Source organism: Paenibacillus pabuli NBRC 13638, assembly GCF_001514495.1.
GTDB lineage: Bacteria > Bacillota > Bacilli > Paenibacillales > Paenibacillaceae > Paenibacillus > Paenibacillus pabuli.
Genome location: NZ_BCNM01000014.1, coordinates 45,572 through 70,296, shown reverse-complemented (window position 1 = coordinate 70,296; position 24,725 = coordinate 45,572). Strand labels below are relative to the sequence as shown.

Annotated in this window: 20 protein-coding genes; 13 read left to right on the top strand and 7 right to left on the bottom strand. The window is 44.3% G+C overall.

What is annotated here, in order from left to right; translation table 11 throughout:
- Positions 1-44: 44 nt before the first annotated feature.
- Entirely contained in the window at positions 45-1,004 is a 960-nt protein-coding gene (locus PPA03S_RS19155; protein ID WP_062325238.1) for a helix-turn-helix transcriptional regulator, read from the bottom strand.
- Positions 1,005-1,110: 106 nt separating this feature from the next.
- On the opposite strand from PPA03S_RS19155, the gene PPA03S_RS19150 reads away from it, so the two are divergent.
- The gene (locus PPA03S_RS19150; protein WP_062325235.1) at positions 1,111-1,590 is read left to right on the top strand and encodes a GyrI-like domain-containing protein; all 480 of its coding nucleotides are present in this window, start codon (positions 1,111-1,113) and stop codon (positions 1,588-1,590) included.
- A gap of 18 nt (positions 1,591-1,608) precedes the next feature.
- Positions 1,609-2,073 carry a DUF8821 family protein gene (locus tag PPA03S_RS19145; protein WP_062325233.1) on the top strand — a complete coding sequence of 155 codons (465 nt, stop codon included), beginning with the start codon at positions 1,609-1,611 and terminating at the stop codon, positions 2,071-2,073.
- 201 nt (positions 2,074-2,274) lie between these two features.
- On the opposite strand, the gene PPA03S_RS19140 is transcribed toward PPA03S_RS19145, so the two are convergent.
- Both PPA03S_RS19140 and PPA03S_RS19135 read right to left on the bottom strand, forming a co-directional pair.
- Positions 2,275-3,624 carry a response regulator transcription factor gene (locus PPA03S_RS19140; protein WP_062325232.1) on the bottom strand — a complete coding sequence of 450 codons (1,350 nt, stop codon included), beginning with the start codon at positions 3,622-3,624 and terminating at the stop codon, positions 2,275-2,277.
- Positions 3,612-5,315, bottom strand: a complete 1,704-nt coding sequence (locus tag PPA03S_RS19135; RefSeq protein ID WP_245683669.1) for a sensor histidine kinase — start codon at positions 5,313-5,315, stop codon at positions 3,612-3,614. Before PPA03S_RS19135 ends, PPA03S_RS19140 begins: the two co-directional genes overlap by 13 nt.
- Positions 5,316-5,695: 380 nt before the next feature.
- Between PPA03S_RS19135 and PPA03S_RS19130 the strand changes: the two genes are divergently transcribed.
- From PPA03S_RS19130 to PPA03S_RS19110, 5 genes are all read left to right on the top strand, one after another.
- Positions 5,696-6,535, top strand: coding sequence for an ABC transporter permease (locus PPA03S_RS19130; RefSeq protein ID WP_062325482.1), 840 nt, complete (start codon positions 5,696-5,698; stop codon positions 6,533-6,535).
- A gap of 18 nt (positions 6,536-6,553) precedes the next feature.
- Entirely contained in the window at positions 6,554-7,423 is an 870-nt protein-coding gene (locus PPA03S_RS19125) for a carbohydrate ABC transporter permease (protein WP_062325227.1), read from the top strand.
- 253 nt (positions 7,424-7,676) lie between these two features.
- A complete protein-coding gene (locus PPA03S_RS19120; RefSeq protein WP_062325226.1) occupies positions 7,677-9,362 on the top strand; it encodes a type 2 periplasmic-binding domain-containing protein in 1,686 nt (561 codons plus the stop codon).
- A gap of 73 nt (positions 9,363-9,435) precedes the next feature.
- Positions 9,436-11,154, top strand: a complete 1,719-nt coding sequence (locus tag PPA03S_RS19115) for a discoidin domain-containing protein (protein ID WP_062325224.1) — start codon at positions 9,436-9,438, stop codon at positions 11,152-11,154.
- 45 nt (positions 11,155-11,199) lie between these two features.
- The gene (locus tag PPA03S_RS19110) at positions 11,200-12,141 is read left to right on the top strand and encodes a family 43 glycosylhydrolase (RefSeq protein WP_062325222.1); all 942 of its coding nucleotides are present in this window, start codon (positions 11,200-11,202) and stop codon (positions 12,139-12,141) included.
- A gap of 106 nt (positions 12,142-12,247) precedes the next feature.
- Here the strand turns inward: PPA03S_RS19110 and PPA03S_RS19105 are convergent, their stop codons facing one another.
- From PPA03S_RS19105 to PPA03S_RS19095, 3 genes are all read right to left on the bottom strand, one after another.
- Positions 12,248-12,775 (bottom strand): DinB family protein, encoded by a 528-nt coding sequence (locus PPA03S_RS19105; protein WP_062325220.1) that lies wholly within the window; start codon positions 12,773-12,775, stop codon positions 12,248-12,250.
- Positions 12,776-12,889: 114 nt separating this feature from the next.
- Positions 12,890-14,911, bottom strand: coding sequence for an ATP-dependent DNA helicase (locus tag PPA03S_RS19100; RefSeq protein WP_062325218.1), 2,022 nt, complete (start codon positions 14,909-14,911; stop codon positions 12,890-12,892).
- 208 nt (positions 14,912-15,119) lie between these two features.
- A complete protein-coding gene (locus tag PPA03S_RS19095; protein WP_062325216.1) occupies positions 15,120-15,971 on the bottom strand; it encodes a helix-turn-helix transcriptional regulator in 852 nt (283 codons plus the stop codon).
- A gap of 176 nt (positions 15,972-16,147) precedes the next feature.
- Between PPA03S_RS19095 and PPA03S_RS19090 the strand changes: the two genes are divergently transcribed.
- Positions 16,148-17,554 carry a family 4 glycosyl hydrolase gene (locus tag PPA03S_RS19090; protein ID WP_062325214.1) on the top strand — a complete coding sequence of 469 codons (1,407 nt, stop codon included), beginning with the start codon at positions 16,148-16,150 and terminating at the stop codon, positions 17,552-17,554.
- Positions 17,555-17,636: 82 nt separating this feature from the next.
- Here the strand turns inward: PPA03S_RS19090 and PPA03S_RS19085 are convergent, their stop codons facing one another.
- Entirely contained in the window at positions 17,637-18,524 is an 888-nt protein-coding gene (locus PPA03S_RS19085) for a LysR family transcriptional regulator (protein WP_062325212.1), read from the bottom strand.
- A 384-nt stretch (positions 18,525-18,908) separates the two neighbouring features.
- On the opposite strand from PPA03S_RS19085, the gene PPA03S_RS19080 reads away from it, so the two are divergent.
- From PPA03S_RS19080 to PPA03S_RS19060, 5 genes are all read left to right on the top strand, one after another.
- Positions 18,909-19,655, top strand: coding sequence for an acetoacetate decarboxylase (locus PPA03S_RS19080; RefSeq protein WP_082704226.1), 747 nt, complete (start codon positions 18,909-18,911; stop codon positions 19,653-19,655).
- A 14-nt stretch (positions 19,656-19,669) separates the two neighbouring features.
- Complete coding sequence (locus tag PPA03S_RS19075) at positions 19,670-20,701, top strand: ketopantoate reductase family protein (RefSeq protein ID WP_062325207.1); 1,032 nt, start codon at positions 19,670-19,672, stop codon at positions 20,699-20,701.
- A 253-nt stretch (positions 20,702-20,954) separates the two neighbouring features.
- Positions 20,955-21,581: a hypothetical protein gene (locus PPA03S_RS19070; RefSeq protein ID WP_062325205.1), complete on the top strand. Its 627-nt coding sequence runs from the start codon at positions 20,955-20,957 to the stop codon at positions 21,579-21,581.
- 521 nt (positions 21,582-22,102) lie between these two features.
- Positions 22,103-23,383 (top strand): cytosine permease, encoded by a 1,281-nt coding sequence (codB, locus tag PPA03S_RS19065; protein WP_062325203.1) that lies wholly within the window; start codon positions 22,103-22,105, stop codon positions 23,381-23,383.
- On the top strand, positions 23,352-24,620 hold the full coding sequence (locus tag PPA03S_RS19060) for a cytosine deaminase (protein WP_062325201.1): 1,269 nt from the start codon (positions 23,352-23,354) through the stop codon (positions 24,618-24,620). Before codB ends, PPA03S_RS19060 begins: the two co-directional genes overlap by 32 nt.
- The last annotated feature ends 105 nt before the right edge of the window (positions 24,621-24,725 follow it).

Here is a 24,725-nt window from a genome sequence, read left to right as displayed (position 1 = left end):
ATTATTCCTGAGTAGGTTCTTCAGGGTATACATGTAGGACATAATTAGATGTATAAGCTTAATCTCCTTTGTATCCTTTCCAGGATTTCATCTGGCACTTCTTTGAACTTGATATCATCGCCCAGAAAAAGCAGCCAGTTCGTTATATCCGTTAATTCTTCTGAATGATGAACATTGATAAACATCTTTATAATCGCTGTAGTTTGGTAAGGATTCGTATAAGAAAGGGAAAACTTTAAAGGATGGTACTTTTTAAATTGTGCAATTGCCTTGGGACCAAGCTCCAGCACAAGGTTAATTGCTTCTTCCTGCTGAGTTAGTCTCTCTAAGATCTTCTTCTTGCTTATCCTTTTTTTTGTTGGGTACGGTTCAACATGGGTTAGATTGTCGACAGGTACAATTAGCCTTTTTTCTTCCTCTAAGTCAAACCCTTCAATCAACCAAAGGCCTTTTTCATGATATAGGTGCAGAAGATATATGGAATAAGACTTTAGTTCTTTCTCTTTTTTGACGGTAACCAACAAATAGCTCTCTACAAGTAGAATCTGGATCAGTTTTTCTAACATAGGGTGGGGCAGGTCTGACAGATCAAGTAAGTCAGGATTGTGGGGGTTGGTCCCTTCAAAAAGCAATATTTGATTTAGAAGAACAAGGTCATCCTGCTGATTCTCCGAGATGAGGCCCAATAATTTTTCAGCTAAAGACTGACGACTCTTGAGATAAGGGAGTTGTTGATTTCTTGTGGCCATAAAAGCAATAAAGAGAGCTTTGATCTCATTATCGGTGAAGCGGACAGTGGGCAGGACAGAGTTGTTCATCACAAAATAACCCCCATCCCTTCCAACTTCAGCGACAAGGGGCATGCCCATGCCTTCAATTTCTCGGATGTCCCGAATAGCTGTCGAACGGGAAATGTTAAATTCTCGCATGATTTCAGAGATGGTAAAGTGGCCACGGTTATTGATATACCGCATGATCACATTAATCCGTTCAACTTTTTTCATGGGGCCCCCTAAACAGTATCATATTTTGACATGATTTAAGGTTATTATAAACCCATCAAGTGAAAAGACAAATCAATTGATAAATTTAAAGAGGACGGTGTTATGGATGAGTAATTATAATTTTGAGGAAAAAGACAGCTTTATCGTTTTGGGAATTGGAACTGAACTTCAGAGCGATTACACAGACTATGCTGGCATCAACAAAGAAAAGGCAGATTTTTGGTCGGCCGTGAAACAAGATGGAAGACTTGACACTTTAAAAGCATTAGCCACCAATGACTACATGTTTGCCGTGAACGAGGCGGTGAACAACAAGATGATGCATTACGCTGGCGTCATGACGGAAGCTTCTCTGCCAGAAGCAACCAGAGTGATCCAATTTCCTAAGGGAGAATACTTGGTTGTCAAGGGTGAAGGAGAAACGGCTGATGAGTTAAGCAATAAGCTCACTGGCGTTGCCTTTGGTCAAGTCCTGCCAGTAGAAAAGAATTATGCCTATGTTGGGGGACCGAATGCAACAGTTGAAATGGGACAGAAAGACGGTGTGGTATTTGGAGAAATGTGGATTCCGGTTGTTAGGAAATAAAGAGAAGGAGAGATAGACATGTCATATATCGTTGATTTTAAACATGTGTCTACCGTTGGTCTAGAGTCTTCACCGGTAGCAGCAGCGCTAGCTGGTTTACGTGCGAATGAAGCCCGTTATTTTATGAATAAATACAAGCATGAATTTGAGGTTATACCCGCTGACGAAAGCCAGGAGAACCTGGATTATGTGAAGCGAATTCTGAAAGAAGAACGTGATATTGAGTTTGCGGCCAAGCCTCTCGAAACATCGCGTTTTCAAGTGGACAATATTCAATTTACCTACGTCTTTTATGAAGATGGGCTTGGTCTCAATGTCATGTATACGGTTGATGACGCCAAGAAGCGGGCCGTTGGCTTTAAACTTTCCGAGGGAATGGAGGTACCGAAGGAGCTAGAAGGAAAGTTTAAGTTTGCAAGACAAAAATCCAAACTAGCCGGAACCATTCGGGGCTCATTTTTTGTAATTAAGAACGACTATTAACGTAAGCAAAAGTGCAATTGTTCCATTGAAAGTCGCTTTTTGAGCGGCTTTTTTTGGTTTTAACCGTACAAGTCTAAATCCCTAGTTGAAAGACAAGAACTCATCATGATTACCGATTCGATAATGAGCTAAACATATTTACTTGGTTGCCGATTATAAGTTGAAGAATGAGTGTGCATAAAGTATATGTAAATACTGAGTTTATTTGTGAATCATATTTCTGCGGTACTGGTAGGGTGTAACCCCGTATTCCACTTTGAACAACTGGATAAAATATTGGTTTTTTTTGTAACCGACCATTTGCGCTATATCGGCTACACGGAGTTCGGAATCCTGCAGCAGTCGGGAAGCTTTATCCAACCGTTTCCTGGAAATATAGTTTGACACATTTTCTCCCGTCTCCTGTTTAAAAAGCTTGGAGAGGTAAACAGGATGAAGATGTGCGACTTTTCCCAGCTCATCCAGGCTAAGGCCATGTGATAGATGTTCTTCGATATACGTTTGCACTTTGTCTACGATGGTTTGAATGGACATCTGCTTATTGTTCCTGATCCGGCTGACCGCATCGGTGAGGTTCGACCAAAGTTCATCAGGGTTTCTTAGCCCATTGAATATCCAATCCGCGATTTCAGGTGCATCCCGATTCTTATCCGTTAAATATACATAAAGGATGGTCTCCATGAGAAAGATCGTTTTTTGCTTTCTGAAACGAATTCGGTCATAACTTTTGCTGATGTTTCCAGCAGACTCCCAATCACCACATGATGGAGAAGGGGTGAATATGCCAATGAAGTCTTCTGAGTGTACGTCCTCATTAAGGAAGAACTTGTAGAATATTTGTCGGGTTACGTTTCGATCAGTCAACAAAAATGGAGGAGACACGACCGATTGCTCCAGTTTGATGGTCAGTTCCCCAGCAGTTTCTTCCGGAACAAGACCGACCAGTCGCGTTCCCGCAGTCCAAACGAGACGATCCAATTTGTCTCCGACAGCTTGTTTTATGCCGTCCTCATGTTCTTGTGCGAAATCCTCCAGCTTAACGAAACAAAAACGACGTTTCCCTAAAAATTTAGTATGAGCATCATATTCCTTTCTTAACGTTTCATTTTGACCAAGAAGCGAAAGCAGATACCCCTGTCCATCGAATTTCTCCCATTCGATAGGTTGAGCAGGCCGTGACTTTGTAATAGTCTTGATGGCTTTAGATATGGCTTTCTCCACATCATCTTTGTCTACAGGTTTGAGCAGATAGTCGAGCGCACCTAGACGGATTCCTTGCTGCGCATATTCGAACTCGGAGTAGCCGGAAAGGATGATGACTTTGGTTGGCAAGCTATGTTGGTGGATATGTTGCAGCAGGTCAATACCCGAAACCTCAGGCATCCGGATGTCAGTGATCAGAATATCGATGTGGCTTTGAGTCAATATGTCTCGGGCTTCAATCGAATTGGTCAACGTCTCAATCTGATCAATTCCGAAGGTGTTCCAATCGAGCAAGTGCTTCATATACTCAACGACATAATGTCCGTCATCCACAATTAATAATCGCATTCGTTTTCTCCTTTCACCTCGGGAATGCTGATGAGCAGCAGGACGGACAAGCCGCCCCAATCATTAGTGGAAAAATGTAGCCCGCTAAGTTCGCCGTACGTATTTTTCAGACGTCGATTTACATTCCAGAGCCCTAGGCCGCTTGTTCCTTCAGGCGGGGTATCGCTCTCAAGCCGAGCCTCAAGACTGCGGATATCGTCCAGTGAAAGACCTTTTCCATCATCGGATACCTTGATCGTTATCGCAGAAACTGCCTGTTGTACATCAATTGACACCCGATGGGCACCTTGTTGTCCTTCAATTCCATGTTGGATGGCATTCTCAACCACTGGCTGGATCATCAGTGGCATGAGAGGAAGGGAGGCCAGTTCTGAGGGCAGGTCAATACTGTACTCCATTTTTTTACTGAGAGCCATAATAATCAGGAAATGTTCCGCAAATTGGAGTTCGCCTTCCAGCGTGACCTCATGCCGGTCCAATTTGGTTAAATAACGATAATATTCAGCTAGATGCTTGCTCATGCGCATGACAGAATCAGGTGAAAACTGGGCTACCGACATGATGAAAAACAAACTGTTGTACAAAAAATGAGGATTAATCTGAGCTTGGAGTTGTTGAAGTTCCGCACTTCGTCTTAGGTCCGTTTCAGTCTTCAAGGATACGAACAGATCCTGGATTTCGGTAACCATGTGGTTAAAACTTCTGAACAGACTGTAAAACTCTTTCCCGGTATTTTCGGTAATACGCGTGTTGTGATTGCCTTGCTCAACCTGTGAGAACTTTCTCTCCAACAAACGGATATTACGGTAATAGTTCCGGTAAAACGTAAAGATCACAACCAGACCAAGCGTGAAAATGGCTAAAATGCTGGCAAAGAAAACTTTACGGTTGCGGTCAAGCGGTTGCAGAAAATCATTCGTCCGTGTATATGTAATCAGGTAGGCGTCAATCGATTCAATATATCGGGAAAGAACATAGTAATCGTCCGAATTGGTATGATAATCATATTTGGAAGTTACTTCTGGCTGGGGTGAAAGAAATCCGGTAACCGCTTTCAAAAGATCGTTGTCGACTTCTTTCTCACTCCATAACTGCTGGGGGTTAAACCAAAAAAAAGCGTTCGAGCTATCATTATTCACAGCCTTTTTCAACAGGCTTTTCAAATAATCCGTATTCAGCTTTACACCAACGACGTACTGAGTCGGTTCATTTTCCCCAGATTTTTGGATATAAGGATAGAGGGCAAAGTAATACAAACTGTTACCGACGATTTGCCATCCCCGTTGATGAACATCCTTGAACGGAAGTCTCGCTTCCGGTGTATTGTTGGTGGATAGAAAGGTTCCTTCAGACTTCCAGTAAATGCCGATGGATTCAATGGATCGACTGGAAAGGAGCGTTTGCCGCAAACGATCAACAATATCGTTTTTCTTCATTTGGGAATCGTAATTGCTCAGTTCATTAACGTGCCTCTGATAAAACCGGACATCACTGTCAGCCGCATACTGAACCCCGTACATATTTGCCTCGTACATAATCCCGTCCAGAATGCCTATCACATAATCAAGCTGATTTTTGGAAGCACTGATCAGATTCTCTTCAAGTGTCTTAGAGCTCAAGCGGTTCATCACGAAAAACAAACTCAACGTCAGCAGCAGAAAAAAAACAAAGAAATAGATGAATCGCTTCATATACATTTTTCGAATCATATGCATTTCCTTTCATATCGCAAGACGTAGAAGTTTAAACTCCATATCTTATTAACTTTAATATAAGCCAAACCTTCGAAAAGCGGAAGGGCAGCAACAACGATAAATGAAAGCGGTTTTAAAATGATTCAGGATGAGGTGATGATCTTGAAATTTTGGCATTTTGGAGTGAAAGCGCTTTTGTTAAGCTTAACTGCGAGGATTACTTTCAAAGAGCCAACATAGAGGAGGTATGCAACATTAACGAGATTGTGCCCGTCAGATCCGCTAAAAAAACAAAAACAAAGCTTTCCCAGCGGACTTCATTCAAAAAGGAAATCAAGAAAAGCTGGCCTTTGTACGTACTGTGTATTCCCGCATTTATGTTTGTCTGCATCTTTTCTTATGGCCCGATGGTAGGTTTGCTTATGGCATTTCAGGACTACAAACCATGGCTGGGCATCACAGGTTCACGGTGGATCGGGTTAGATAATTTCGAACGAATTTTCCAGTACAAAGAAGCCACACAAGCGATAATCAATACGCTGATCATTGCCATTTCCAAAATTATCGTCGGTATTATCGTTCCGATCGTCATGGCTATTCTGCTGAGTGAAGTCCGAAATATGGGCATTAAGAAAAGTGTACAGACTCTGGTGTATCTGCCGCATTTCTTGTCCTGGGTCACGGTCGCGGGGTTAATGATCGACATTCTCGGATTAGACGGAGGAATCAACCATATCTTAACAAGGGTTTTCGGCAGCGATCCCATTTACTTCTTGGGTGATCCTGATCTGTTTCGATTCACAGTTGTGATCAGCGACGTTTGGAAGAGTTTCGGCTTCGGCATGATTGTCTATCTGGCGACCATTGCGGGAATTAATCCTTCCTATTACGAAGCAGCTGAGATCGATGGTGCCACACGCCGACAGCAAATTCGATACGTCACCTTGCCTAGCATGTTGCCCATGATCATCGTCATTTCTACGCTGAGTCTAGGTAATATTCTGGATGCGGGCTTTGATCAGGTCTTCAACCTGTACAATCCGCTTGTCTATAGTACAGGAGATATCATTGACACCTATGTCTACCGTTCATCCTTGTTAAACGGGCAATACGGCTTCGGGACAGCAGTAGGATTGTTCAAATCGGGGATCAGTTTGATCTTGATCGTTGTCTCTTACAGGCTGGCCTATAAATACGCCAATTACAAAATATTCTAACAAGGAGGGAGATGGATCATGTACCATAAAACGACGGGCTATCGAGTATTCTCCTATTTTAATTACGCGTTCATGATACTGGCGGGGCTGGCGTGTTTCCTACCACTGCTTCATCTATTGGCGCAATCGCTCAGCAGCAAAGCGGCCATTAGCGGTAATATGGTGTCATTTTGGCCGGTCGGGTTCAATGTGGATGCCTATATCAAAACGTTTAACAATTCCAATTTCAACGGTGCCATGCTGACATCCATCATTCGAACGGTTCTGGGTACGTGCATCAGCATGTTCATCCTTATCTGTGCAGGTTATGCCCTGTCCAAGGAATTCCGGGGCCGCAACATGCTCATGTGGTTTTTTATATTCACCATGCTCTTCTCAGGAGGATTGATCCCTTCTTACATTTTGATCACAGCCCTTGGATTGAAGGACACCATTTGGGCACTTGTGCTTCCGGGAGCTTTCGGTGCGTATAATCTGATTCTTCTCGTTAATTTCTTCAAAACAATTCCAAAAGCCTTGGAAGAAGCAGCATTCATTGACGGAGCGTCCTTTTTCGTAATCCTCAGCAAAATATATTTGCCATTATCTCTGCCCGGCATAGCAACCGTATCCTTGTTCATTATGGTGGGGCACTGGAATTCCTGGTTTGACGGAATTTTGTACATGTCGGATGCGAGTAAGTATCCGCTGGCTTCGTTCCTGCAGACCGTTGTCGTGCAGAGCAATATGCAAAATATGGCGATGAGCCAATCCGAGGTTGCCGCAATGTCCGAACAAAGCATCAAAGCAGCTCAAATTTTTGTCAGCACGCTGCCGATCATTTTGGTCTATCCTTTTTTACAACGTTATTTCGTGAAGGGGATTGTATTAGGAGCCGTCAAAGAATAGTTAGGATGACGAAATTGGATTACTATAAGTTCAACTAAAATTTACACGATAACGGAGAGGACAGAAAAAGCCTGAAGAAGCGGAGCGTTCGCCTTTATTACCAGAATTTCACCTTTGAAAAAGTGAATCAAAAAAATTCTGGGAATAACAGCGATCGGAAGGCTGTTCTGTCATCGGAGTGCCAGTGTAAATATGCAATTAGTTGAACTTATATAGAAAACAAATTGAGCTTGAGTGAAGGGGGCATGTTTCCATGAAGAAAAGAACTGATTTATGGAAAATGGTAAGTATGATTATGCTGTCGGCTGCTCTTATGGCAGGTTGCACCAAAGGGGAAAGCGCTTCCGAGACCGCACCGGCATCGGTGCTCAAGGATGGAAAATATGATCCGCCGTTTACGATCACGATCGCCAAACAACAGGATGAGAATGCTGGAAAATACATCAATGGTGAGTCGCTGAACGACAATGTATTGACCCGTTGGGGCGAACAAGAACTAGGGATCAAAATCCAGACCACCCTGCTGGGAGGTGATGCTTCACAATATAATACCAAGCTGCGGCTGGCACTGACGGGTTCGGAGAAATTACCAGATGTTCTGCCCGTCTATGACACCATGCTGGTCAATGATCTGATCGATTCGGGACAGGTTAAGGAGATTACAGAAGACATCTCAACCTACATGCCTGACCGGATTAAAGACATATACAAACAATACCCAACGACCTTCAATCCAGTGGTTAGGGAAGGCAAGGTGTACGGGATGGCGATCGCGCCCAATCTGACGGAAGGCGAAGTCATGCTGATCCGCCAGGACTGGTTGGACAAATTGAATTTGAAAGCGCCAACAACGATTGAAGAGTTTGAGCAAGTCATCGCGGCGTTCACCAATGAGGACCCGGACGGGAACGGCAAGAAAGACACATATGGTTTTACATTTTCGGGTAAGGATTCCTACAATACGGGCTGGGTCAGCGATCCGGTCATGATTTTCAGCGCATACACGGGCAAGCATCTTCCAAGGCAATGGCATAACGACAACGGCAAACTCACCTATGGATCTGTGGCAGATGGCAACAAAGAGGCACTGGCCAAGTTACGCGATTGGTATGCAAAAGGGTATTTGAACAAAGAATTGGCCACCCAAGGGGCCTGGGACGCACTGTCCGATTTTACGGAGGGGAAAGCAGGCATCATCATTGGTCGTCCTTGGCTTTATGACAGTGTGAAAGACGTGGAGAAGAATGTGGATGGTGCGAAAATTAGTGCTTATCCGACCATTCAAGGTGTGAACGGCGATAAGACCTATCAGTCCGCACAGTTGAACGATGGCGTCTTCATGTTTAACAAGGACTTTCAGAATATGGAAGCATTCTTCCTATACTACGATAAAATGTACGACGCGGCGTTCAGCACGGGAGATTTCAAATACGGCTACGCTCAGGGATACGATTACGATATCGTCAACGACGAAGTCACTTTCGATCCAACGAAATTCAATACGCCATTAGAGGCTGTGCAAGGCGTTGGGAAAATGGCATTCACCAAAAACACGCCGAGTGTTGACGGTCCCGGCAAATCGTACTACGATCTGGCGAACGGTGTCGAAGCTGACACAGGCGTCCTCATTCAGAGCGCTTCAAAGGATCAAACGACCCAGGACGGATACCGGATTTCGTATGAAAACAGGGATGTTTTGCTGCCAAATGAGTTTAACGGTCCACCAACGCCGACGATGCAAAATGTGTGGGAACAGTTGACCACCATGGAACAAGAGACTTTCACCAAAATCATATATGGCAATGAGCCACTTGAGGCATTTGATACCTTTGTCAAACAGTGGCACGAAAAAGGCGGAGACACCGTTATCGAAGAAGTGAACGAATGGTACAACCAAGCCAGCGAGACAGATGTAATGACACTGATGAATTTGAAATAAAAGTCAATTTCCACCTGGATCAGCCTTCCGGCAACAGGAAGGTTGGTCTTCTAAAAAAGGAGATGATGAGACAATGGTCAAAGGTAAATCATGGATTGCAATCGTCATTGCATTGATGTTGTTAACACTTCATTTAACGTCCTCAGCTCAAACTGTTCACGCTGCCGCTGGTGAAGAGACCCATATTGCTGCAACACTGTTTGTGCTGAAGAACGAATCCGAAGTATCCAATGCCAAAATCCATTGGGCACCTGTGTCGGGAGCCACAACATACGAGTTGTACAGATCCGAGAACAATGCGCCCTATACTTTATTGCAGAGTTTAACCGGTACAACGACGGATGATTATGGCCTGAATATAGGTAGCACTTACAAGTATCAGGTGAAGGCATATGGCGGAACTTCCTTAATTACCTCTACTGTCTCACCCGAATATACCCCTTACATCCTTCCAGAAAACCTCACAACTTTTGATAACACAACACAATCTACTCTCATGCTCCCGAATGAACTCAAAGTTGGGGACACCTACTATAGATTCAATTTCGTGCAAAAGTCATCAGGCGGTTTTGGCGAAATGATTCAACAGACGTCAACGGATGATATCACCTACGGTAACGATAAAGTGGTTCTTTCCTACACGGATCATCCCGATCTGGCGAATTCTAAGTTTGAGGGGATTAATATCCTATACCATGCGCCTACAAACAAATTTGTTTTTTGGGCTCACTATGAAAACAGTACAGACTACACACTTGCCAGAGTATCCGTGGCTTCGGCCACGCCTGGAGAAGACTTTACGTTTCACAAAAGCTTTCGGCCGGAAGGGAACCAATCCCGGGATATCTCCATTTTCAAAGATGATGATGATTCGGCGTATCTGATCTCTACGGCCAATAATAATTCGGACACGATTTTGTACAAGTTGACCTCCGATTGGCTGGATGTGGATCATCAAGTTTCTGTTATTTATCAAAATCAACACAGGGAACTGCCCAAGATGATCAAAAAAGATGGCATTTATTATTTGTTCTCTTCCCAAGCGGCAGGCTGGTATCCGAGCATACCCTTGTATTCTTCAGCAACAAGCATAGACGGAGATTGGTCTGAATTACGGACGATTGGCAACACGTCAACCTTCTCGGCGCAGTCGGGTTCCGTCATGCGGGTGAAGCCAGATACGGGTAACAACGTGGTTATGGTTGCGTATCGCTGGATGTTCGGCTGGGCAGGCACGCAAAATGGAACAACGGAGGAACGTTTGCTTCCCGTTTGGTTCTCCGATGGTTACGCATTTTATGATTATTTTGATCAAGTCCTGTACAACACAAACGATGATGTTGTCGTTCCCGTTCAGAATGGAAAACTGCTGTCGCAAGGCAAACCTGCAACAGCCCAAACGGCTACCGGAACGAACCCGGCAAGTTATTCTAATGATGGTAACTATCAAACCGAATGGATCGGCACAGGCAGTTCCTGGCCACATTGGTGGAAGGTAGACCTCGGCTCCGTTCAACAGTTAAATAATGTGCAAATCTCCTGGTGGATGCAAAAAGGCTCCGAAGGCTTTTACAAATACAAAATCGAGACCAGTACAGATAATGTAAACTGGACCGTGGCATTGGATCGAACCAATAATACATCTTACGGTTTCACCTCAGATACTCTATCGAGCACTGCTGCCAGATATGTACGAATTAATATGCTAAATGGGACACTTCATAACAACCCCAACAATTGGTACACCCCAAGGCTATGGGAAGTGAAGGTTTTTGGAGCTGACACAAATTAATGATGTTCTTAAACGTGAAATGATAAATAGAAGAGAGGTAACAGTGTGAATGATAGATTAACTAATGGCTCCATCTGGAAGGATTCAAGCGGTCAGCCGATCCATGCTCATGGCGGACATATGATATTCCATGACGATTATTACTACTGGTATGGTGAAGACCGGAGAGACAACATTTATGTCAGTTGTTACCGTTCCAAAGATCTATTCAACTGGGAGTTTCGAAATCATATCCTGACAACCTCTACGCCAGCTACACCCATTCGAGTTCGGACGAATGTGAAATTAATGAGCGATAAAGGCGGAAAGGTGAATCTCGAACGGCCTAAAGTTCTTTTCAACTCAATCACGAAGAAGTTTGTTCTCTGGGTTCATTATGAGAATGGGGAACATTACAATGATGCTGCATGCGCCATTGCCACATCTGATTTCCCGGATGACCATTTCGTTTATCATGGCAGCTTTAATCCGTATGGGTATATGTCTCGTGACTGCACACTCTTTCAGGATGATGACGGTACGGCATACTTTATTTCAGCTGCCCGAGACAATGCGGATCTTCACATCTATCGCCTTCAGGAAGATTACCTTAATGTCGAAAGTCTTGTTGGGAAGTTGTGGCAGGGGGAATATCGAGAGGCGCCAGCCGTCTTCAAACGAAACGGGAAGTACTATATGCTGAGCTCCTTTTGCACGGGTTGGGAACCCAATCAAGGGAAGTACGCGATGGCTGATACGATGGATGGTCCATGGGGGATGCTCAGCGATTTCGGTGATGAAACGACGTATCGTACGCAGCCAGCATTTGTGCTGAAGCGATCAGAGAAAGAGTATCTGTACTTTTCGGATCGCTGGAACGGATCGGATTACTTTCAATCCAGCTATGTGGTACTGCCCATTGAATTCAATGGGGACATTCCCGTTCTGATGCATTATTCCTCGTTATCTTTAGGAGAGGATTCACATTTGATTCATTTTGAACGATAAATCGGCTGATAAGAAAAGACTTTGATCCTACAGTGAATGAAGGTAGGTTCAAAGTCTTTCTGCTAGCAAAACGGGAATGCAATTCAAAACAGCAGTCGGGTGAATTTTATAATTTCACATCCAGCGAATATCGATCGCGAAGCACCAACAAATGGTGGAGCTCATGTCCAGCCATAATATAGGCGATCGATCGAGCCGACGCAGGGTTATCACTGACGATTCCTCTGCAGAGCCAAGCTTCTGGCGTGAGGTGGCGGAGCATAAGAATGGTAGAGCGGCGTGCAACTGCATATTCTTCGTTCAAATCGGCAACGGTATACGCATTAAAGGGTTGGCCCTGCATAAGCACGTCTTGATCGTAGCCAGGATGATTCGCTTTGTCGCCTCTGGCAATGCGAAGCAATCGGCTGCTCATGATGCGTTCGTTATCCAAAAGGTGGCCGATGACCTCCTTCACGCTCCATTTGCCTTCGGCGTAACGATGGTTTGCTTGCTCCTCAGTCAATGAAGAAAGCAACGTTTGTACGATGTGAGCCTGTTGCTCCATCCGTTCAATGATCTTCCCTTCGGGAATAAGACTAATGTACTTTTCATAAAAAGCTGCATACTCCTCTGTATTTGGTCTTTCAACCATGTAAATGCCTCCTTTGGGATTCATAGCTCTGGATTATATTCTATCATATATTTCCAGACGGGTTCATATTCTATCACATCACAATCGAACAGCAGGGTTGTCCCATTTCCATTTTCAAACCATACGTCGTATCCCTTTTTGTTGGACAAATTTCTCCAAAACCGAAAAATCCTCAGTCACTTCTTTGAACGGCAACGTTTCCAGCACCTGTTCCCGGTAAGTCTTTGTTGCCGCTGTGCTAAGACGAGAGTCCAGTATGCTGAGTATGCCAAGGTCCGTTTCACTGCGAATCAAGCGTCCAGTTCCTTGTCGTAACCGGAGAAGCATATCCGGTACAAACACCTCCATGAACGGATTCTTCGTTACAGATGCCTTATATTCATAAATAGGATCGGAAGGAACAGGGAAGGGCAGACGGAAAATAATGACCTGCGACAGGTCAGGACCCTCAATATTCACGCCTTCCCAGAATACACCGGTACTAAGGAGTACCCCTTTGCTTTTCCTGAATTCGGCGATGACCCCGTCCTGGGAGGATCCCTCTTTTTGAACATGAACTGCCCATGTATACTCACTAGTCCTTGAAATCAACTTCTTGTGAATGTACTTCATATCTTCCTTTGCTGAAAAAAGGACGATAGTTCTTCCTTGAGTTAAATTGCAGAGTTGAACCATTTCTTTGTAAGCAGCTTCAAGATAGTTTTCGCGCTGATCATGGTGGTAATATGGAACTTTGCTCGAGATATACATCATGGTGTGGTTGGTGTAATCAAAAGGGGAGGATTTGCGATCCATGAAATCACCCTTATAACCGAGAGACTGTGTCAAATAAGAGTATTGTTCCTCCAGCGTATCCCCGCCTTGGCACAGCGTTGCCGACGTTAGGATTACAGGTACCTTGCCATTAAATAACGCGTATCTCAGAAATTGGCTTATATCTTTGGGACAGATGCTGATCGTGGCTACTCCCTGGGGGCTGCTTGCCCATAAGAGATAGTTGTCCTCTGTTTCAGCCAAGACATGGATGAGGGTAATGAGCCCGTTGATGGCTTCAAAAGCGTCATCAATCTCTCGCTCGTGGCGGGAGGTCAAGATGGAAAGGCGCAGACTGAGATCTTTCAAATCGTTAGAGACTTGGTTTAACGGTATTCCTTTGATCTCCGACACTTTTATACGGTCGCTATCCTGCTTGGCATGGTGGAGCAAATCCGAATTTATCTGTTGGAAGATACGCTGAGCGCATCTTTTTATCAGCTTGGTTTGTGAAAAGAGACTCCGGTCCCCGGACTGCTTCATGAGAAGCTGCACCGTGGTATCCAGAATGCGGCAGATACCCTGATAAGTGAATTCAAGCGTCCTGGCATCTCGAACTTTTGCCTCCAGATTATGCGCTTCATCAATGACGATCAGTGCAGGCTGTTCCGAGATGATGCTTTTGGTTCCTTCTTTTTTCTTCATCAAATCCCGTATAAGCAGGTCCTGGTTCACAATAATAAAATCAATCTCATGAGCCTTTGCATTTAATTTAGCTCTCATATCGTAAAACAAACATGAATTCTTATGATGGCAACGTTCAAATTTGCAATCATTCACGGAAACATTGGACCATTCAGCATCACTAATTCCAGCTTTAATATCCGCTCTTTCATCAATTTCAAAATCTAATATGCGCTGGGCAAGGGCTGACAGGGAGGAGTTCGGATCATCAGGCCTGATCCATTCCGCCGCCCTGCTTCGGCAGGCATACTGGCCCATGCCTTTCCCCACGACGGAGCGAACCGTTGTGAAGCCCAATCGGCTACCAATGACCCTTAAATCTTTATGTATCTGTTCCGAAAGCTGAATGGAGGATGTAGCTATAATGACCGGTTTCTGCGACATTTGATTCATGAGCAGGCTCGGTATTAGATACCCAAAAGACTTGCCGATTCCGACGCCAGCTTCAATCATGGCGTTATGCCCATGGATATAAGCATCGGCTATATCGAGAGACATTTCTTGCTGCCCAATACGCTCTCTAAGTCCGATTCGGGGGAACCGGTCATAAATTCGGAAGATGGCGTTAACCAAAGAACGTTCGATTTCTTTTTTTGATTGCCGCTTGTTTATTGTATAGAGTTCATTTAACCAATTCATAACGATCGCCCCTCTTCCAAATGCATGATCTTCATGTAAGGAATTTTTTAGTGAAACTGTAATTATCTTAGATGCTTCGATAACAGTCAAGTGTTCATAGAAAATGCATCTGGGGAAGAACGTTTTAACCATGTAGGGCATTCGAAGTGGGGGGAAGGTCAGTGATTCACATCAATGGTTGAAGGAATCTTTATCAAGCTACGACACTCTATTCAAATTTGGAAGGAGACACATTGTAAAATTTTTTAAACGCTTTGGAGAAGGTAAAGGGATCGGGATAGCCCAAAAATGCGGCAATTTGCTGAACCGTATATTTTTTCTCGTACAGATAGTCACGTGCCCGGTTCATTTTGATTTGATTGATGTACTGCCCAGGTGTAATGCCTAGAATTTTTTTGAACAAAGAAATAAAATATTTCTCAGAGACGCCGGCAATGGCCGCAAGCTCGTTAACTCGGATGGCACGATGCAGATTCGCATCCACGTAAGGGAATACGTTCTGCAGAACCTCCAGACTTCCTTCGGTTTTCCTCGGTTTTCGATCTTTCCTAAACTCACCGTGATACAAGCCTTGCCCGTGTAATTCCAAAATTTTAGCGATGACGAGAAGCAGAGAGGCTTTCAAGTAAAGTGGACTTCCGGAAGCACCGCTACTCTGCTTGAACATTCGATAGGACGAAGTGAACAGCGTTGATTCCTCTTGAATCAGATTGCCAGGTACGATGCCCGGGAGCTGAAACTCGCCGAGAATTCGCTTTTGCTCAGCGATGCTGAAATCAAAGTGCATGTATATGAATCGGCACAGATCTCCAGTCGTGGAAGCAGTGTAGGGCATATCCGGATAAAAAAACACCACGTCACCCGGTTCTGCCTTATGCTCGATTCCATCGATGGTAATCTGGACGGAGCCTGCTGTAATGAACCACAGATCATAATCGGAATGAGACTTGTGCTCCGTCCAAGTGCTGTCGTGCGTTTGTTCCAAATAAGAGCTCATGCGAAGTGTGATATACTCCGAAAGTTCGTCGATTACAGTCATATTTACAGTTCCTTTATGCATCTAACTCAATCCAACCCTCTCGACTTTATGACATCCCTTACTTTCTACTATCATAACAAAGGATTTATGACTTGTTAATCATCGTACTATATGACATGTTTTGAAAACTATCACACATTCCGATTCCAGCCCACTTATCTATAATGAACTTATATCGTTACGAGGAGGGGTTATTGATGAATGCTACAAGTACACCGCATCCAAAGGTAGTCGTTATTGGGGCAGGCAGCCTGTTTTTTGGTCGTCAGTCCATCTGGCAGATGGTACACTCCCCATATTTGAATCAGGGAACGCTGGCTTTGGTGGATACGGACGAGGAACGGCTCTCAAAAATGGTAACACTAGCGGAAATGGTCGCCAAGGAGAACAACGTATCCCTAAAGATTGAGGGTTCAGTGGACCGAAGACAGGTACTACCGGGAGCCGACTTCGTTGTGCTCAGCTTTGCGGAAGAATCGGTTAAATATCGGGGCATCGACTGCCAGATTTCTCTAAAGTATGGGATTCGCATGTGTTCTGGCGATACGATTGGCCCGGGTGGGATCTTTCGTGCGATGCGTGAACTGCCGGTTATTATGGAATGTGCTAAAGACATTGAGGAGTTGTGTCCGGATGCTTGGGTGATCAATTATATTAACCCGTCTACCGTTCATGGCATCGCATTACATCGCTATGCTCCGAAGCTTAAATCGTTTGCGCTGTGCGATAGTCATCATATGCCGCATAAGAAAGCCTATTACGCCGTACGAGCCAGGATCATCGAAAATACAAGCCAGTTCACCGCAGAAATAGACCAGAAATTTGATTTCCGCATCGCTGGCGTTAATCATTTCACTTGGCTGCTCAAAGCTGAGTATGAAGAAAAAAATGTGATGCCCACAATTGCAGAAGCCATGCGTAAACTGGCAGGTGATGAGAATAACGGCGGTGATCGCGGCGCAAAAGCTCTTTTTAACGATGCAATTACCTATGAACTATATGATATTTTCGGAATCATTCCCACTTGTACGGCGCATACGAAGGAATACGTTCGGTATTGGCAGGGTCTTGGCAAAACTGCGGACACGATTCCTCCATTATCGATCTGGGAGACAGAGGACAGATATGAGCGTCACGACGAAATGTGGCGTCAGGTGGATGACTTTCTTGCAGGGAACATCCCGATTGCCGATTACATGAGCACCTTCGGACCAGATCATGCGACCGACATCATTGAGAATATGGTGGGGAACTTGGGCAAAAAGTTCTTCATCAATACGCTCAATCAAGGCGCGGTAAGCAATATGAATGCGGATTCGTTCCTGGAACTACTGTGCGATGTAGATATAGATGGAGTGAAGCCACTCCATGTAGGCGAGATGCCACGTGGAATTAGAGGTATGCAAGAACTTGTACTGGATACGCATGAGCTTACGGTTGAAGCTGTTCTGGAACAGAGCTACGAGAAGCTGAGAAGGGCGATGCTCACCGACCCGCTCGTGAGTTCCATCAGTGACGCGGACAAGATCATCCATGAATTGTTGGAACTGGAGCGTAAGATGATTCCGGACATTTGGTACAAGGACAGACTGCAGTATAGCTAAGAATAGATAATGATAAAGACCACGTCGTCTCCTTTAAAGGGGCTAACGTGGTCTTTGCTTTTTACCATTTACCAAGACATTCCTACTTCACTTTAAACAAGCTAGTATTGTCTTCATAGTACGAAGTAATAAAATCACGAAATTCTCCAACAGCAGGAGATAACCGTTTTTGTTTGACCCAGGATAGGCTAATGGGATATATAGCTGAATCATCAGCAATTTTTACAAAACGTAACCCCAGTGCTCTACATACGGAGATCGGAATTAATGCAACACCTTGATTAAGGCTGATAATTTCAAGCAGGGTATGAGAATCGACCTCAAATGCATGATTGGGGAGGAAACCTGCTTTTTCACAGAGCATGGTTGTAAAGCGGCTGTACTCCTTATTATCGGCAAGGGAAATAAAGGGCTCATTTGCAACAACACTTAATGAAATGCTTGTTTCTCCGCCGTATGCATGATCCGTGGGCACAACAAGAACAATGTCCTCCTCAACAAGAACAACACTCTCAATCTCCTCATCCTGAATCGGATGCCCCGTAATGCCCAGATGCATGTCACCTTTCTTCAAACCTGTAATAATTTCACTGCGGGTCCCAATACCCTGATGAAGCTTGGTTTCAGGGGAACCGTTGATATAGTCACTAATGAGACCAGTGAGAAATCGGGTATTCGTAATCGAGATCCTGATCGTATTGGATATTTGCTGTTCCTCCGCTTTAATCTCCATCTCTGCATTTTCAATTTCAATAAAAATCCGGTTTACATGCTTCAATAAAATCTCACCTGAGGAATTCAATTGAATGTTTCTTCCTCTCCTGTGGAATAAGGGGGTACCCAGTTCATCCTCAAGTCTTTTAATCGTTAAGCTTAGGGAAGGTTGAGCGATATTCAATTGGGCAGCTGCCTTGGAGATATGTTCAGTATAGGCAACGGTTTGAAAGTATTTGAGCTGAAGCAATTCCATCCATTCGCACTCCTTATTTATTCTGATAAATATATATAGTACTTATTATGTATTATATTAAATTTAAATATTGATGTAGAATTTTTTTATGAGATACAGATCAAATTTTAAATACCAAAAACCTGACTATATAAGTTGAACTAATTATTTACACAATAACGGAGAGGAAAGAAAAAACCTGAAAAAGCAAAGCGTTCGCCTAAAAGCTTTCTGAAAGAAAGCTACATCGGAAGCATAACCTATCACCGGATTTTCCCCTTTAGAAGGGGAATCGAAAGATCTGGGGATAACAGCGATTGGAAGGTTGTTCTGTCATCGTAGTGTCAGTGTGAATGATCTTGAGTTCAACTTATATAGAAACAAAACATAAGGTAGGTGTCTTTGATGAAAATCGATGTGAATAACATAGCTAAAAATCTGAATACACCCCTAACAGCTCCTGCATATCCAATGCCACCGTACAAATTCGTGAATCGTGAATATTTGAATATTATTTACCGGACCGATGAAAAAGCGTTACGGGCAGCCGTACCAGAGCCTCTGGAAATTACTGAACCTTTGGTTAAATTCGAAGTGATGTGGATGCCGGATGTTTCTGGACTGGGTGCTTATACAGAAGCTGGACAAGTTATCCCTGTTCAATTTAATGGGGAGGAAGGCGATTATGTGCATTCGATGTACGTAGACAATTTCCCCGCGATTGCGAGTGGTCGAGAGCTCACCGCCTATCCGAAAAAGCTGGGTGCGCCCAAGCTGTATACCGATTCAGATACACTTGTCGGCACACTTGATTATGGAACGCTGCGTGTAGCCACGGCAACGATGGGATATAAACATGTGGAGATGGATAAAGAGTTCGCCAAACGTGAAATATGCCGACCTAATTTTATGATTAAGATTGCTACCGACTATACCGGGAATTTAAGAATATGTGATCTGATCCGTACTCAAATTACGGACATCGAAGTGAAGGAGGCTTGGACAGGACCTGCCCGGCTTCAACTGTTCGAACATGCGTTGGCACCTCTTGCAGATCTGCCTGTGTTGGAAGTTGTGTCCGCTTCTCATATTCTTACCAACTTAACCTTAAACGCTGCACAACCTGTATACAACTACCTGGAAGAGAAATAAGGAGGAAAAATATAATGAGAATTGCAATTGTAGGAGCAGGATCTTTGGGAACCATCGTAGGCGCATACCTTGCGGATGGCGGACTGGACGTTGAGTTAATTGATGCATATCAGGAACATGTAGATGCTTTGAATCAAGCGGGTGCTAAAGTGACGGGTACCACAGAGTTTCAGGCCAAAGTAAAAGCAATTACTCCTGATCAAAAATCAGGACAATATGACCTCGTTTTACTTTTAACCAAACAACTCTACAACGATTCCATTCTTCAGGAATTACTTCCATTCTTGAAAGAAGACAGTATGGTGTGTTCTTTGCAGAACGGGATTCCGGAAGAAAAAGTGGCTTCCATTGTGGGTGAAAAACGTGTCATTGCTGGCTCCGTTGAATTTGGCGCTACGCTCATTGAACCTGGTGTGTCGAGCCTGACCATCGAGTACACTCAATTTAAGCAGTATGCTTTTCAGATTGGTGAATTAAATGGTGAAATCACCGAACGAATTCAGCGCGTGAAATCGGTGTTGGACCTTGTAGGTGGAACACATATTTCCGATAACCTGGTTGGAACCAAATGGTCCAAATTGCTGATCAACAATGCATTTAGTGGTTTATCAGCTGCTTTGAATGGGGAATATGGGGACATTCTTGATCAAGAAGCCGGCATTGTGAGTGCAGCTCATATTGCGGACGAGACGATTAAAGTTGCTCGCGCCAATGGGGTTACCTTGGTTAAAATGAATGGATTCGACATCGCTTCACTCGAACTGAACAGCAAAGAAGATATCCCTGAACGGGTGAAAACATTACGTTACGTGATGGAGCCCTCCAGACTGCTCAAAGCAAGCATGCTTCAAGATCTGGAGAAGAACCGCAAAACGGAGATTGATTATATTAATGGGGTTGTTTCAAGTAGAGCAGAAGGTACCGGAATTGCGACACCTTATAATGATTTAGTTGTAAAACTGGTTAAATCTGCTGAAGAAACTCAAACCGTTCCTGATTTTGACACGAACATAAAAGCTTTTGAAGAACTATTAAGTGCACAATAATAAATTCAACTATTTCAACTGAAAGTCGCTAGTATAGCGACTTTTTCGTATTATTAGGTCAGCCAGAAATTTTCTGGTTGGCCTATTTTTATGGATGTTTTACTGGGCTTGATTTTAAGACGGGATAGCGTATTGTTCATAATTTTATTTCCTAACATTATACAAAAAGGGGAATTGATTTTGATATAATATAGACTTGCTTATTATTTTTCTATTCGAAAGGAGATACATGAGGCACTCTTGGTGGGAATTTATGTTTTATTTAGCGGTGTTTGTATTTGTATTGTTTATGACCTGGAATGACTATTCTCTAATTTTGACATTAGGGGTTGTGCTTGTAGCCTCTCTTATCATGTTTATGCTGCGCTTTTATTATCCTTTGTCGTTGGAAACACGTATAGACCGTGTGGAGAGTTTCTTACGCAAACAGCAAAAAACACCTGGGGTTTACATTTATTACGTATTTGCGAACAGACTCGATGACGAGGCTGAGCTCACTATGGAACAGATCAGAGGTAAGTATACGCAGAAAGTGACGCAGGCAACATATAGTGCGGCTTATGGATTTTATCGCAAGGACATGGTGGCCGTTCACGAAGCTGTGCAGAACATGCGCTTATCGGACTACCGTACATATTATGAAACCATTCTACTCTTGGAGGACGGGCAAAGTGATGAGGCGCGGGAAAGACTTCAATCCATTAAAAAACAGTGGATGAGATCAACACTGCTCGCGGGAATTGAACTCAAAGCAGAAAACCGCGATACCGCCATCCAGCATGCACATGAAGCACTTAACTTCTCCAGAGGTGTAAATCGTTATGTCTTATATAAGGAATACGAAAGAGTACTACCAGAAGCTGTTGAACACATATCGTAAAAAGGTGGAGAAGGGGTTTCCGAACGGCTGCATGCTGCAAGGACGGATAGAAGAAGGAAGTTTGCTCCCCATATGAATAGGTGTTTCCTAATTGGCTTACAATGAATAAAACGCAGTGAATTTATTTGTACAAATGTCAATAGAGGCATTAATAAGCTTCGTTATATTTTTTTCAATCGGCAGGTGTGCTGTCATCGGAATGTCCGTGAGTGATCAAAATAGCTTGCTGTATAAGAGATTAATAACCGTTGGATAATAATGACATTGACAACTGCAGGTTTTTCCAAAATAATAGAATGTAATTGAATACTGGTACCTTTAATTCAGTCCAGAGAGGCTGGCAAGGGCAGCGGATTTCATAATCACGCGAGAATCAGGGCATATTCCGTAATAGGATGCTCTGTGTCTTCGCGCGGGTTATGATGCAAAAAGAGGCTACTTGTCAGTGTATAACTTGACGAGTAGCCTCTTTTTTCTGCTTTTTTTTGGTATCAGATACACTTTAAGCTGGAGGTATTCTGATGAGCAAACAAGATCAAGAGTTTTCATGGCAAGCCGTGCCGAAAGCGCAAAGAAACCACTTTTGGAAGACGTTATCCGTCATGCTGGGTTTCACTTTCTTCTCTGCAAGCATGCTGGCAGGAGGGACATTGGGCGTCAGCTTGACGTTCATGGAGTTCATTGGCATCGTACTTGCGGGCAATCTGGTGCTCGGCATCTATACGGGAGCACTAGCACATATCGCCGCCAAAACAGGATTGTCCACGCATTTGCTCGCAAAATATGCGTTCGGTGATAAAGGTTCGTACCTGCCTTCGTTCCTGCTCGGCTTCACACAGGTCGGATGGTTCGGTGTAGGTGTGGCCATGTTCGCGATTCCGGTCGCCAAAGCCATGGACTGGAACGTATACCTGTTGATCATCGTGTTTGGACTTGCCATGACAGCATCAGCTATCTTCGGCATGAAGTCACTCGTCATTCTCGGTTATATCGCGGTTCCTGCGATTGCCATTCTCGGTGGTTACTCCATGTTCGAAGGTGCAGGTTCACTAGGTGGTCTGCAAGGGTTGCTTGATTACATGCCGACACAGACACTTACCGCAGCGGCAGCATTAACGATCTGTATTGGATCATTCATAAGCGGCGGAACGCTGACACCCGATTTTGCGCGGTTTTCCCGGACATCGAAACAGGCAGTTACCGCAACAGTGATTGCATTCTTCCTGGGTAACTCACTCATGTTTCTCTTCGGTGCAGTTGGTGCGATGGCCTATAACCTGGCCGATATCTCGGAGGTCATGTTCCTGCAAGGATTGATCATCCCGGCAATCATCGTTCTGGGCCTGAATATCTGGACGACAAATGATAATGCACTGTACGCATCGGGTCTTGGTTTTGCTAACATTACCAAAATCTCCAAAAAATTCTTCGTCATCGTAAATGGCATCGTGGGTACCGTATTCGCCATGTGGATGTACAACAATTTCGTCAGTTTCCTGAACGTGCTGGGCGCGGCGGTACCGTCTATTGGAGCGATCATCATCGCGGACTACTTCTTCGTGAAGCGCAGAAACTATAAACCGTTTGCCGACATGAATTTCAAGACGGTAAACTGGGTAGCGTTGGTGGCTTGGGCCGTCGGCGTTGCGTTCGCCCAGCTGGCTCCAGGGGTAACGCCATTAAATGCACTGATCGGTACGGCGGTGGCCTACATTGTGTTGATGCTAATCGTTCCAACCAAAGAATCCAACAAAGAAAAGGGGAAAATAAATGATTATACAGAACGCAAAATTGCGGGGTAAAGAAGGGCTATGGAATATCGTCGTGAACGACGGAAAGTTCGAACAAATTACGCAGGAGCTGCCAGTAACTGCAAATGAGGAAGTACTTGACGTGAACGGTTCACTTGTACTGCCGCCGTTCATTGAGCCTCATATCCATCTGGATACAACGTTAACGGCTGGCGAGCCGGAATGGAATTTGAGCGGAACGCTGTTTGAAGGTATCCAACGTTGGTCGGAACGCAAAGCGTTCCTGACACATGAAGATGTTAAAACCCGTTCCAAAACAGCACTGAAATGGCAAATGGCACAGGGCATCCAGCATGTACGGACACATGTGGATGTTACAGATCCAAGTTTGACGGCAGTCAAAGCGATGCTTGAAGTAAAAGAAGAAATGGCACCATACATCGATATTCAGCTTGTGGCTTTCCCGCAAGAAGGCATTCATTCCTATCCGAACGGTGCAGAACTGCTGGAAGAGTCACTCAAAATGGGCGTTGATGTAGTCGGCGGTATTCCGCACTTTGAATTCACAAGAGAATACGGCGTCGATTCGATGAAGGTTGCCTTTGACCTTGCCGAAAAATATGACCGTCTGATCGACATCCATTGCGACGAGATCGATGACGAGCAATCCCGCTTCGTGGAAGTCGTTGCCAAGGAAGCCTACGAACGTGGACTGGGCTCTCGCACAACAGCAAGTCACACGACGGCGATGGGGTCTTACAATGACGCATATACGTACAAATTGTTCAGATTGCTGAAGATGGCTGACCTCAATTTCGTCTCCAATCCGTTGGTCAACATTCACCTGCAAGGACGCTTCGACACGTATCCAAAAAGAAGAGGTCTGACTCGCGTCAAAGAGCTGCAGGAAGCTGGTCTTAACGTGTGCTTCGGTCATGATGACATTTTCGATCCATGGTATCCGCTAGGAACGGGCAACATGCTCCAAGTACTGCACATGGGTATTCATGCTTCACAGTTGCTGGGTTATGATCAAATCGTAAATTCGATCGATCTCATTACAAAAAACAGCGCAAGAACGTTGCATATTGAGGATGTATACGGTATTGAAGAAGGGAAGCCTGCCAACTTCATCGTTCTTGAAGCAGAGAACGAATACGAGGCTGTTCGCAAACAGGCCGGTGTACTCTACTCGTATAGAGGTGGTCGCAAGATCGCGGAAACCAAGCCGCGGGATACGTCGATCATTCTTGAAGCTGGTTCGGAGAAAGTAACTTTCAACAAATAATTGAATGAACATTGCGAAGCATCAACCAGAGCCTTCGCATTAGCCAAAAAATCCCCTCAGGATGGACAGGTCGATAGAGATTCCATAATTGTGAACTCTTCCTGC